The organism is Mycobacterium sp. NPDC003323, assembly GCF_053589535.1.
Genome location: NZ_JBSFSB010000014.1, coordinates 40,101 through 51,670, shown reverse-complemented (window position 1 = coordinate 51,670; position 11,570 = coordinate 40,101). Strand labels below are relative to the sequence as shown.

The 11,570-nt window shown below is 68.3% G+C and carries 12 protein-coding genes; 6 read left to right on the top strand and 6 right to left on the bottom strand.

Annotation, left to right across the window (positions count from 1 at the left end; all coding sequences use genetic code 11):
• Positions 1-129 precede the first annotated feature (129 nt).
• Positions 130-537 carry a DUF3040 domain-containing protein gene (locus ACWDUN_RS23940; RefSeq protein ID WP_449932532.1) on the bottom strand — a complete coding sequence of 136 codons (408 nt, stop codon included), beginning with the start codon at positions 535-537 and terminating at the stop codon, positions 130-132.
• A gap of 248 nt (positions 538-785) precedes the next feature.
• Here ACWDUN_RS23940 and ACWDUN_RS23935 point away from each other — a divergent pair, with 248 nt between their 5' ends.
• From ACWDUN_RS23935 to ACWDUN_RS23920, 4 genes are all read left to right on the top strand, one after another.
• A complete protein-coding gene (locus ACWDUN_RS23935; protein ID WP_449932530.1) occupies positions 786-1,412 on the top strand; it encodes a GNAT family N-acetyltransferase in 627 nt (208 codons plus the stop codon).
• A 4-nt stretch (positions 1,413-1,416) separates the two neighbouring features.
• Positions 1,417-2,100, top strand: a complete 684-nt coding sequence (locus ACWDUN_RS23930) for an LppM family (lipo)protein (protein ID WP_449932528.1) — start codon at positions 1,417-1,419, stop codon at positions 2,098-2,100.
• 179 nt (positions 2,101-2,279) lie between these two features.
• Positions 2,280-3,335 carry a bifunctional (2E,6E)-farnesyl/geranyl diphosphate synthase gene (gene idsA2 / locus ACWDUN_RS23925; protein ID WP_449932526.1) on the top strand — a complete coding sequence of 352 codons (1,056 nt, stop codon included), beginning with the start codon at positions 2,280-2,282 and terminating at the stop codon, positions 3,333-3,335.
• 4 nt (positions 3,336-3,339) lie between these two features.
• Positions 3,340-4,839: an alpha-(1->6)-mannopyranosyltransferase A gene (locus tag ACWDUN_RS23920; RefSeq protein WP_449932524.1), complete on the top strand. Its 1,500-nt coding sequence runs from the start codon at positions 3,340-3,342 to the stop codon at positions 4,837-4,839.
• Between the two features lie 43 nt (positions 4,840-4,882).
• On the opposite strand, the gene ACWDUN_RS23915 is transcribed toward ACWDUN_RS23920, so the two are convergent.
• Positions 4,883-5,284: an Rv2175c family DNA-binding protein gene (locus ACWDUN_RS23915; RefSeq protein WP_449932523.1), complete on the bottom strand. Its 402-nt coding sequence runs from the start codon at positions 5,282-5,284 to the stop codon at positions 4,883-4,885.
• 67 nt (positions 5,285-5,351) lie between these two features.
• Between ACWDUN_RS23915 and ACWDUN_RS23910 the strand changes: the two genes are divergently transcribed.
• Positions 5,352-6,560, top strand: a complete 1,209-nt coding sequence (locus tag ACWDUN_RS23910) for a protein kinase domain-containing protein (protein ID WP_449932521.1) — start codon at positions 5,352-5,354, stop codon at positions 6,558-6,560.
• On the opposite strand, the gene ACWDUN_RS23905 is transcribed toward ACWDUN_RS23910, so the two are convergent.
• The 3 genes from ACWDUN_RS23905 to ACWDUN_RS23895 form a co-directional block, all read right to left on the bottom strand.
• Complete coding sequence (locus tag ACWDUN_RS23905) at positions 6,557-7,966, bottom strand: class II 3-deoxy-7-phosphoheptulonate synthase (protein ID WP_449932519.1); 1,410 nt, start codon at positions 7,964-7,966, stop codon at positions 6,557-6,559. The genes ACWDUN_RS23910 and ACWDUN_RS23905 overlap by 4 nt on opposite strands.
• An 82-nt stretch (positions 7,967-8,048) precedes the next feature.
• Positions 8,049-8,555, bottom strand: a complete 507-nt coding sequence (locus tag ACWDUN_RS23900; RefSeq protein ID WP_449932517.1) for a polyadenylate-specific 3'-exoribonuclease AS — start codon at positions 8,553-8,555, stop codon at positions 8,049-8,051.
• Position 8,556: 1 nt separating this feature from the next.
• Complete coding sequence (locus ACWDUN_RS23895; RefSeq protein ID WP_449932516.1) at positions 8,557-9,414, bottom strand: hypothetical protein; 858 nt, start codon at positions 9,412-9,414, stop codon at positions 8,557-8,559.
• A gap of 96 nt (positions 9,415-9,510) precedes the next feature.
• Here ACWDUN_RS23895 and ACWDUN_RS23890 point away from each other — a divergent pair, with 96 nt between their 5' ends.
• On the top strand, positions 9,511-10,785 hold the full coding sequence (locus ACWDUN_RS23890) for a glycosyltransferase 87 family protein (protein ID WP_449932515.1): 1,275 nt from the start codon (positions 9,511-9,513) through the stop codon (positions 10,783-10,785).
• Here the strand turns inward: ACWDUN_RS23890 and ACWDUN_RS23885 are convergent, their stop codons facing one another.
• Positions 10,786-11,496, bottom strand: coding sequence for a lysophospholipid acyltransferase family protein (locus tag ACWDUN_RS23885; protein WP_449932513.1), 711 nt, complete (start codon positions 11,494-11,496; stop codon positions 10,786-10,788).
• Positions 11,497-11,570 lie beyond the last annotated feature (74 nt).

Sequence of the window (11,570 nt, the reverse complement as noted above, 5' to 3'; positions counted from 1 at the left end):
CTGTGGGGCGCCGGCCCTGGCGGTCGCGACACGCCGCCCACTTTGCGGGTCCGGAGGCCTGCCACGGACGAGAAAAAGGGGCGGCTCCGGTGCGGAGCCACCCCTCGGTGGTGGGTTGTGGGGATTACCTCACTCGTCGAAACGACGACGGAAGCGGTCCTCCATCCGACTGGTGAACGAACCTCCTCCGGTGGACTTGCCCCGCTTCGAGCGATTCGCGCCACCGGAGGCCGCACCTTTGTCGACGGGGCCGGCCACCCGCGGGCCCGTGATCGCGAAGATCACGCCACCGAACATGATGATGAAACCGATGACCGAGAGGATCGGGAAGCTGCCGATCATGGTCGCCTTGATCGCGACACCGCACACCAGCATCGCCAACCCGACCACGAAGAGGGCGACGCCCTGCAGCCGGCGCCGGGCCGACGGGGCACGCAGATTGCCGCCACGAACGCTCGACGCGAACTTGGGGTCCTCCGCGTACAGCGCGCTTTCGATCTGATCGAGCATGCGCTGCTCGTGATCGGAGAGTGGCATTCGTCCCTCCTGGTACGCGCCGTGGGCTCCGGGGAGCCGAGTTCTCAAAAACCGTCTGCCGCCCGCATGTTGCGGGCGTCTGATCCCATGATACGAGGTCAATCTGAGCCGTACCACCTACTTGGCACACGATTGTATGACCTCTGCCACCAAAGCCGGTCCTCACCTCACCCGCATGGCCACCCGACCACAGCCGGGACCGATAATGAGATGACCGTCCGCATGACCGACACCGCGAAGGACACCCGTTGCCGACATTTCTGGTGGACCTGTCGGCAGACATCATGCGCACGCGGTTACGGGAAGCGCTGACTGTCTACGTCCAGGCGATGCAGTATCCGCGGGGCACCGAGGACCAGCGCGCCTCGATGTGGTTGGAGCACACCCGCAGAACCGGGTGGAAAGCCGTGGCCGCGCTGCGCACCCCGACGACACCGACCGACCAGGACCACGACGATCCCGCCGTGCTGGACTCGGCCGAGATGCTCGGCGTCGCCTACGGCTACAGCGGCGCCCCGGACCAGTGGTGGCAGCAACAGGTGGTGCACGGCCTGCGGCGGCGCGGCACCGCCGCCGCCCGGGCCGAGTCGCTGCTCACGGACTATTTCGAACTCACCGAACTGCACATCCACCCGCGGGCGCAGGGTGAGGGACTCGGCGAGGCACTGGCCCGCCGACTACTGGCCGGACGCACCGAGGCGCATGTGCTGTTGTCCACCCCGGAGATCAGCGGCGAGGACAACCGAGCGTGGCGGTTGTACCGGCGGCTCGGTTTCGACGACGTCATCCGGGACTACCACTTCGCCGGCGATCCGCGAGCGTTTGCCATCCTGGGCCGGTCGCTGCCCCTTGACCAGCCGCATCTGGCACGATGACCGGGTGCCAGCCCGCTCCCCCCGCCGACGGCGCCATCGGTTCGCCGCACTGGTCCTGCTGCTGCTGATCCTGGTTCCGTTCGCCGTCGGCTGCGTGCGGGTGCGCGCATCGATCACGGTGTCCCCCGACGATCGGGTGTCGGGTCAGATCGTTGCCGCCTCGAAGGCCCGAGACGACGAGGACAAGGGACCGCAGCTGTTGAACTCGCTGCCGTTCAGCAACAAGGTGGCGGTGTCGCGCTACGAGCGCGGTGACTTCGTGGGCTCGCAGGCGGTGTTCTCCGACCTGACCTTCGCCGAACTCCCGCAACTGGCGAACATGAACAGTGACGCCGCCGGCGTCGACATCTCGCTGCGCCGGGCCGGTGACCTCGTCATCCTGGAGGGCCGGGTGGACCTGACCACCCTGAGCGACCCCGAGGCCGATGTCACCCTCAGCGTGGCGTTCCCGGGCGAGGTCACCTCGACCAACGGCGATCAGGTCTCCGCCGAGGTCGTCGAGTGGAAACTGAAGCCGGGCATCGTCACGACGATGAACGCCCAGGCCCGCTACACCGACCCGAGCGCGCGCTCGTTCACCACGGCGGCGATCTGGCTGACCGTCGGGACGTTCATCGTGGCCGGCGTCCTCGGGTCGCTGGCCTGGATGAGTCGGGACCGGTCGCCCAAGGTCGGCGAATCGGCCTGACCGAACGGCGTCATCGCGCGGTTTCGCGGGTTCGACAGCATAATTGCGGGGTTGTGAGCGCGCCTGTCCGTCGATCGTCGAACGGGACGCTCTACGCTGAAGGCACCCGGGGGAAGCAAATCGGGACAGGAAAGGGGCGTCCGCTGAGCGTCGATACAGCGGCACCGTCAGCCGTCGAATTGGTCAACGCCGTCGTCGAGGAACTGCGAACGTACCTCGCCGAACGCCGTCGCGACTCCGCCTATATCGGTGCCGAGTACGCCGAGCTGACCGCTGCCCTCGAGGAATTCGTGCTGCGCGGCGGCAAGCGGCTGCGCCCCGCCTTCGCGTACTGGGGGTGGCGCGCGGTGGCCGGCCAGGACCGGCCGTCGGATTCACATGCGTTGCGGCTGTTCTCCGCGCTGGAGTTGCTGCACGCCTGCGCCCTGGCCCATGACGACGTCATCGACGCGTCGGCGACCCGCCGCGGGCTGCCCACCGTGCACTGCCACTTCGCCGACAAGCATCGCGCGAACAACTGGCACGGCTCGGCCGAACAGTTCGGCCTGTCGGCCGCCATCCTGCTCGGCGACCTGTCGCTGGTGTGGGCCGATGACATCGTGGCGACCGCCGATCTGCCCGCCGACGCGCACCTGCGGGTGCACAAGGTGTGGGCCGACATCCGCACCGAGGTGCTGGGCGGTCAGTACCTCGACATCGTCGCCGAATCCAGCGGCGCCGACTCGGTGGCCTCGGCGATGAACGTCAACACCTACAAGACGGCCTCCTACACGGTGTCCCGGCCCCTGCAGCTGGGTGCCGCCGCGGCCGCCGACCGGCCCGATGTGCAACAGATCTTCCATCAGATCGGCACCGACCTCGGGGTGGCCTTCCAGCTGCGCGATGACGTCCTGGGTGTGTTCGGGGACCCGGCCGTGACCGGTAAGCCCTCCGGTGACGACCTGCGGTCCGGCAAGCGGACGGTGCTGCTGGCCGAGGCCGTCGAGCTCGCCCAGAAGACAGATCCCGCGGCCGCGAAACTCCTGCGCGAGTCGATCGGCACCGAACTGACCGATGTGGCGGTCAAGGAGGTGTGCATGGCCATCGAGTCCGTGGGCGCCCTGGCCGCCGTCGAGAACCGCATCGAGATGCTGCACCGGCGGGCCATCGACGCCCTGGACGCCGCCGATATCGACCCGCAGGCCAAGATCGGCCTCGCCGAACTGGCCCGCCTGGCGTCGAACCGATCCGCCTGAGGACATGACGGCACCGGTATCGGACTCGTCCACCACGGGTGGGCACATCGCCAGACTGTGGGCCTTCGCGACCTCGGCCGAGGCACGCCCCGCACGGTTGGGCTTCCTGGGCGCGGCGCTCATCGCGGCCGGCGGCCTGGGGGCGGGCAGCACCCGGTTGCACGATCCGCTGCTGGAGTCGCTGCACATGTCGTGGCTGCGGTTCGGGCACGGTCTGGTGCTGTCCTCGGTGGCGCTGTGGGCCGGCGTCGCGCTGATGCTGGTGGCCTGGTTATGGCTGGGCCGACGCGTCGTCGACCGCACCGCCACCCAGTACACGATGCTGGCCACCACGGCGTTCTGGTTGACGCCGTTGCTGCTAAGCGTCCCGGTGTTCAGCCGCGACACCTACTCCTACCTGGCCCAGGGCGCGCTGCTGCGCGACGGTTTCGATCCCTATGTGGTCGGACCGGTCGCGAACGTGAACTCGTTGCTGGACGACGTCAGTCCGATCTGGACGACCACGACCGCGCCCTACGGTCCGGCCTTCATCCTGGTGGCCAAGTTCGTCACCATGGTGGTCGGCAACAATGTGGTCGAGGGCACCATGCTGCTGCGGCTGTGCATGCTGCCCGGCCTGGCGCTGCTGATCTGGGCGACCCCGCGGGTGGCCCGTCACCTCGGCGCCAACCCCGCAGCCGCACTGTGGATCTGCGTGCTGAACCCGCTGGTCATCATCCACCTGATGGGCGGGGTGCACAACGAGATGCTGATGGTCGGGCTGATGATGGCCGGCCTGGCGCTGACCCTGAACCGGCATCCGGTGGCCGGGGTGTCCGTCGTCGTGGTGGCCGTCGCGGTCAAGGCGACAGCCGGCTTGGCGCTGCCGTTCACGGTGTGGATCTGGATGCGGCAGATCCGGGAACGGCGCGGTTACTCCGCCCCGCGCGCCTTCGCCGCGGCCACCGCCGCCGGGTTGCTGATCTTCGCGGCCGTGTTCACGGTGCTCACCTGGTTCGCCGGTGTCGGCGTCGGGTGGCTGAACGCGCTGGCGGCCGGCAACGTGAAGATCGTCAACTGGCTGACCCTGCCCACCGCGTTGGCCAACATGATCAACACCGTCGCCGGCCTGGTCGTGCCGGTGAACTTCTACGCGGTCCTGGAGATCACCCGCATCATCGGGCTCGCGGTCATCGCGATCTCACTTCCCTTGCTGTGGTGGCGGTTCCGGCACACCGACCGTGAGGCGCTGGTCGGCATCTCCGCGGTGATGGGTGTCTTCGTGCTGCTGGTGCCCGCCGCGCTGCCGTGGTACTACACCTGGCCGTTGGCGACACTGTCGACGCTGTGGCAGAGCCGGGCCGCCATCGCGCTGATCGCCGGCTTCTCGACGTGGATCATGGTGATCTTCAAACCCGACGGATCGCACGGCATGTATTCGGTGATCCATGTCGGGTTGGCGATCGCCTGCGCGGTGGCCGCCTGGTACTCGTTGTCACGCGCGCCGGAGCCGAGCGGTCAATAAGCCACGACCGCCGAGCGGTCAATAGGCCACGACCGCCGAGCGGTCAATATGCCATCGCCTGGGCCCGCCGGATCACCTCGCGGGCCTGATGCGAGCGCAGCGCGTCGACCGGGCGGGCATTGGTCTGCCTCTCGGTGGTGCCGTCACGGCTGAGCGTCAGCGACGGATCCGGGGTGAACAACCAGCGCATCGACTCGGTGACGTCGAATCCGCCGTCCCGCAGCACCATCAGCAGCCCCGGCAGCGGCTTGACGACATGACCGTCATCGTCGAAGAACACCTTGGGCACCACGACCGCGCCATTGCGGCGCACCCCGACCAGATGTCCGTCGCGCAGGTGCTGGTTGACCTTGCTCACCGAGACGCCGAGCAGAGCCGACACCTCGGCCAGCTCCAGCACGGCTTCGTCGGGGTCGAGGATGTCTTCGGACGCCGGGATGCTCACCGCACAGAGTCTAGGGGCCAACGGCGCGGCCCGGAGCCGGAAGGCCGTCGCACACCACATCCGTACCATGTCTGCGGTGGACACCTACCAGCGCACCGACCCGCTCGTCGGCAGCCTGCTGGAGGGGCGGTATCTGATCGAGGCGACCATCGCCACCGGCGGGATGTCGACGGTGTACCGCGGGCTGGACACCCGGTTGGACCGCCCCGTCGCGGTCAAGGTGATGGACGCCCGGTACTCCCGCGACGACGCGTTCCTGACCCGCTTCCAGCGTGAGGCCCGCACGGTGGCCCGGCTCAAGGGCGACGGTCTGGTCGCGGTCTACGACCAGGGCGGGGGCGGACCCGAGGGACTTCCGCCATACCTGGTGATGGAGCTCATCGAGGGCGGCACCCTGCGCGAGTTGCTGCGCGAGCGCGGGCCGATGCCGCCGCACGCCGCGGCCGCGGTGCTGTCCCCGATCTGCGGCGGCCTGGCGGTCGCGCACGCGGCCGGCCTGGTGCATCGCGATGTGAAGCCGGAGAACGTGTTGATCTCCGATGACGGCGAGGTCAAGATCGCCGATTTCGGTCTGGTCCGCGCGGTCGCCGAGGCCGGCATCACCTCCACCAGCGTCATCCTGGGCACGGCGGCCTACCTGTCCCCCGAGCAGGTCGGCACCGGTGCCAGCGAGCCGAGCAGCGATGTGTACGCGGTCGGGGTGCTGGCCTACGAATTGCTCACCGGGCGCACCCCTTTCACCGGTGACACCGCCCTGTCGGTGGCCTACCAGCGGATGGACAACGACGTCCCGCCACCCAGTGCGGCGATCGCCGGGGTGCCCCCGCAGTTCGACGCGCTGGTGCGCAGGGCGACCGCCCGCGACCCGCATGCCCGCTTCGCCGACGCCGGTGAACTGGGCCGGGCCCTCGACGAGGTGATCGACGAGCTCGGGTTACCGGCATTCCGGGTCCCTGCCCCGCAGCAGTCCGCCCAACACCGCGCGGCCACCGCGCTGCACAACCGCCCGACGCCCGGTGCGTCGCGCGCCCCGCACCGGCCCACCCGTCAGCTGCCGGCCGTCGTGGCCGACGAGCCCACTCACGACAACATCGACGAGCCCGAATATCAGCCCATCTCAGGCCAATTCGCCGGTATCGACCTCGAGGAGTTCCACTGGGCGCGCCAGCGCGCCAAACGGGCGCTGCTGGTCTGGGTCGTCCTGATCATCACGCTCGCCGCACTGCTGGCGGCCGGGGCGTGGACGCTCGGCAACAACCTGGGAAACCTGATCTAGTCGCGCAGCATCTCGGCGACCAGGAACGCCAGTTCCAGGGACTGCTGGGTGTTCAGCCGCGGATCGCAGGCCGTCTCGTAGCGTCCGGCCAGGTCGGAATCCGAGATGTCCTGTGCCCCACCGAGGCACTCGGTGACGTTCTCGCCGGTGATCTCGACGTGGATACCGCCCGGATGGGTGCCCAGCGCGCGATGCACCTCGAAGAAGCCCTGCACCTCGTCGACGATGCGATCGAAATGCCGGGTCTTGTATCCGGTGGACGACTCATGGGTGTTGCCGTGCATGGGATCGCACTGCCAGATCACCTGGTGCCCGCAGGCCTGCACCTTCTCGATGATCGCCGGCAGCACATCGCGCACCTTCTGGTTGCCCATCCGGCTGATCAGGGTCAGCCGGCCGGCCTCGTTGCGCGGATCGAGACGCTCGACGTACTCGACGGCCAACTCCGGTGACGTCGTCGGGCCGATCTTGATACCGATCGGGTTGGCGATCACCTCGGCCAGCGCGACATGGGCGCCGTCGATCTGGCGGGTGCGCTCACCGATCCACAGGTAGTGCGCCGACAGGTCGTACAGCTTGGGATGGGCCGGCTCGCCGACCGGTTCGGCCGGGTCGGCGGTGTCCATGCGCAGCATGGCGCGTTCGTAGTCCAACACCAACGCCTCATGGCTGGCGTAGATCTCGGCGGTGTCCAGGTTGCGGTCGTTGACCCCACAGGCGCTCATGAAGCGCAGACCGCGGTCGATCTCGCCGGCCAGCGCCTCATACCGGGCACCGGCGGGCGAGGTGCGCACGAATTCCCGGTTCCAGTCGTGCACCGCCTGCAGCGAGGCCATGCCCGACGACGTCAGCGCCCGCACCAGGTTCATCGCCGCGCTGGCATTGGCGTACGCGCGTACCAGTCGGGACGGATCATGCTGGCGGACGGCGTCATCGGGGGCGAATCCGTTGATCATGTCGCCGCGGTAGGACTTCAGCCCCAACGCGTCGGTGTCCGAGGAGCGCGGCTTGGCGTACTGCCCGGCGATGCGGGCCACCTTCACCACCGGCATGCTGGCGCCGTAGGTGAGCACCACCGCCATCTGCAACAGTGTTCGGATATTGGCCCGGATGTGCGGTTCGGTGTTGTCGACGAAGGTCTCGGCGCAGTCCCCGCCCTGCAGCAGGAAAGCTTCACCGCGGGCGACGGCGGCCAGCTGGGTCTTGAGCTTCTCGACCTCGGTGGGCACCGTGATCGGCGGGACGCTCTCCAACACCGTGCGCATCGCCTTGGCCTGACCGGCATCCCAGCTGGGCTGCTGCAGCGCCGGCTTGGCCAGCGCGGCGTCGAGCCGTTGCCGCAGGTCATCGGGCAGCGGTGGCAGGTCCGGCAGCTGGTCGATGGGTACGTCGACGGTCCAGTTCACCGCTCCATGGTAACTGCGCCCAGTTCTCGACCGGACCGGCCATACCCGCAGCTCAGGGCTTCTCCCAGCCGGTGGCGCGCCGCTACCCGCCCGACCTCGCCGCCCAGGCCCCGTCGTCGGTCATCAACTCGTACCGGCGCAGGTTGTGCCGGGCGTCGACCAGGGCGTCGTGCGCATCGCGCGGTCGCGGTGGCATCCGCGGCGAACCGCGTTCCTCCCAGAACTGGCGCAGTTCCCGGGTGAACCGGGGTATCGCCGGGGGCAGATCGGTCATCGGCCCCCACAGCTGGCACAGCACCACATGGTCATAGGCACCGACCCAGGCCCACAGCTCGATCGGCTCGTCGCCGTCGATGTCGAAGAAATCCTCCAGCTCGCTGCGGATCTGCCGCCGCGACCGCCACAGCTTCGACGACGGCGAGGGCAGTTTGGGCAGCACGTTCTTGCGGACCCAGCTGCCGGCCCGGTCCGGATCGAATTCGGTTGAGATGGCGTAGTACTCGCGACCGTCCTCGGCCGCGATACCGATCGAGATCAACTCGATGGTGCGACCGTCGTCGATGAACTCGGTGTCGTAGAAATAGCGCATCTCAAGCTGCTCCCTGACTGGGTGCCGGAGCGGCATGAATCTCGCGGTCCAGTTCCTCGTTTACCTTTGCGTCGTCCGGGAAGTGCGGTTCGCCCGCCACCACGTGCTGAACCCACAACTTCGCCTGCACGACCGGGCGGCGCAGTCGCCGCTCCCGTTCCAGTGCCGTGTGCATCTTGCGCGGTCGGGTCGTATAACGCCAGCGCGCCCACGGCGCATGTGGCCGCGACAGCCGGATGGCCCCGATGAACAGCAGCGGGGTGATGAACATGCCGATCAGTCCGGTCCACACCTTGCCCTTGAGCAGCACGACCACCGCCAGCGCCAGCGTCAGCACCGCGACCGCGATCACCGCGGCCCGCGCCTCCAGGGTGTCGTCGGACTGCCAGATGCCGATATCGAAGAAGGACAGCGGGTTGAAGCCCAGCACCAATAGACCGGCGACGGCGATCGCGACGAACACCGCGTCCACCGAGGTGCGGCCGTCCTCGGACCAGTACACGTCCTGCAGGTGCAGGATCAGCGCGAACTCGTCGAGCACCAGCGCCGCGCCGATCCCGAAAAACACTGCCGCGACGGTGAACTCCGCGACGCCGCCGGTCACCCCGAGGGTCACCATGGTCACCCCGGACACCATGACCAGGACGACGCCGATCACCACGTGGTGCAGATGCACACCGCCGCCCACCGACAGGTTGCGCGGCTGCCACCACTTGCGCGGCCCATCGGTGCCGGGGTGGCTGCGGATGTAGCGCACGATCAGCCGGGTGAGGAAGAACGTCACGATGAACGCGATCAGGCAGCACAGCAACGGCAGCCGGTCGCCGGTGATGAAGTCCAGTTGGACGTTCAGGTGCACGGCGTTCGAATTTACGCCGGTCGGCTCCGGCTTCGGGTCATCGACCGGCCTGGGCCGTCCAGCGCGTCGCGCATCACCGATAGGCTGAGCGGCGACATGAGGATTCGGTGGTCGCCCGACAGGGCCGGTGGGTGGTCGATCGCGGCATGGCGGTTGTTCCAGTTTCTCACCCTGGTCGCGCTGGGCTGGGTCGGCTGGCGGCTGCTCGGTGAATCCACCTACCGCATCGACATCGACGTCTACCGGATGGGCGGGCAGGCCTGGCTGGACGGCACCCCGCTGTATGCCGACAGCACCGAGTTCGTCACACAGGCGGGCATCGATCTACCGTTCACCTATCCCCCGCTGTCGGCGGTCGCTTTCGCACCCTTTGCCTTGCTGCCCCTGTCGGCGGCCAGCGCGGCGATCACGGTGACCACGCTGGTGCTGCTGATCCTCGCCACCGCCATCGTGCTGACCCGACTACAGGTGGGCAACGGCTGGCAGCGTCGCGGCTGGCTGGCCGCCGCACTGGTGGCACCGGCGGTGGTGTTCTGCGAACCGCTGCGGGCCAACCTGGAGTTCGGCCAGATCAACGTGGTGCTCATGACGCTGGTGATCGCCGACTGCGTCCCGCGTCGGACCCCGTGGCCGCGCGGTCTGCTGTTGGGTATCGCCATCGCGGTGAAGCTGACGCCCGCGGTGTTCCTGCTGTATTTCCTGTTGCGCCGCGATGTGCGCACGGTCCTGGTGACGACGGCGTCGGCCGTCGGTGCGACGCTTCTCGGGTTCGCGCTGGCCTGGCGTGATTCGTGGGTGTACTGGTTCCAGACGCTGCGCGACACCGACCGCATCGGCAGCGCGACGCTGAACACCAACCAGAACATCTCCGGCATGCTGGCCCGGCTCGGCGTCGGTGAGGACGCCCGGTTCGGCTTGTGGGTCGCGCTGTGCTTCGCGGTGCTGGGCCTGACGGTGTGGGCCGCACACCGACTGCTGCGCGCCGACCCCGGTGGTGATCAGGCCGTCCTGGCGCTGATCTGCGTCGCGATGTTCGGTCTGGCGGTCTCGCCGGTGTCGTGGTCGCACCACTGGGTATGGGTGCTGCCCACCGTGCTGGCGACGACGGTGGTGGCCTTCCGCAACCGCAATCCGGCCGTCGCGGCGCTCGCCGTGCTGGGCACCGCGCTGACGGTGTGGACGCCGATCACCCTGATGCCCCCGCACAACGAGACGTCGGTGTCGCTGTGGCTGCGGCTGGCCGGTGGGTCCTACCTGTGGTGGGCGCTGCTGGTCATCGGTGTCCTCGGCGTCGTCGCGCCGCGTCTGCACGGTCGCTCCGCGCCGGCATCCGAGACCACCTCGGCCACCCGCATCGCGGCGGCGAAGTGACTAACCGGCCTTCGCGGTCACCGGCGCCTTGGCGGCCTCGGCCTGCTCCTTGACATCGGCGGCGTACAGGTCGACGTACTCCTGGCCGGACAGTCGCATCAGCTCGTACATCACCTCGTCGATGACGGCGCGCTCGATGAACCGGTTACCGGCCAGCCCCTCGAACCGGCTGAAATCCATCGGCTTGCCGAACCGGACCTCGACACGGCCGAAATGCCACATCTTGGATCCGGGCGGGTTGACGACGTTGGTTCCGACCATCGCGACCGGGATGACCGGGATGCCGCTCTCCAGGGCGACGCGGGCCAGGCCGGTCTTGCCCTTGTACAACCGGCCGTCCGGCGAGCGGGTGCCCTCGGGGTACATCCCGAGCAGCTTGCCCTGGCCCAGGATTCGCTGTGCCGTCGTCAGCGCAGCCTGCGCCGAGTCGGCATCGGTGCGGTCGATCGGCACCTGGCCGGTCGAGGAGTAGAAGAACTTGGTGAGCTTGCCCTTCAGGCCGGTGCCGGTGAAGTACTCGGCCTTCGCCAGGAAGGTGATGCGCCGCTTGACGACCAGGGGCAGGTAGAAGCTGTCGGCGACGGCCAGGTGATTACTGGCCAGGATCACCGCGCCGGAATCCGGAACATATTCCAGCCCTTGCACTTTGGGGCGACCCAGAAACGACAGCAAGGGGCCCATCAAGATGTACTTGTAGAACCAGAACCACATGAGCCCTCCCGCAACGAACGCCCCGCCACGATCGGACCGGACCGCGTCAACTCTACCCAGCGCCAGTGAGTGCG

Bases quoted from the DNA above. Each gene is read 5' to 3' on its own strand.
- ACWDUN_RS23940 (WP_449932532.1), bottom strand. From the start codon at position 537: ATGCCACTCTCCGATCACGAGCAGCGCATGCTCGATCAGATCGAAAGC.
- ACWDUN_RS23920 (WP_449932524.1), top strand. From the start codon at position 3,340: ATGACGGCACCGGTATCGGACTCGTCCACCACGGGTGGGCACATCGCC.
- ACWDUN_RS23910 (WP_449932521.1), top strand. From the start codon at position 5,352: ATGTCTGCGGTGGACACCTACCAGCGCACCGACCCGCTCGTCGGCAGC.
- ACWDUN_RS23900 (WP_449932517.1), bottom strand. From the start codon at position 8,555: ATGCGCTATTTCTACGACACCGAGTTCATCGACGACGGTCGCACCATC.
- ACWDUN_RS23890 (WP_449932515.1), top strand. From the start codon at position 9,511: ATGAGGATTCGGTGGTCGCCCGACAGGGCCGGTGGGTGGTCGATCGCG.
- ACWDUN_RS23885 (WP_449932513.1), bottom strand. From the start codon at position 11,496: ATGTGGTTCTGGTTCTACAAGTACATCTTGATGGGCCCCTTGCTGTCG.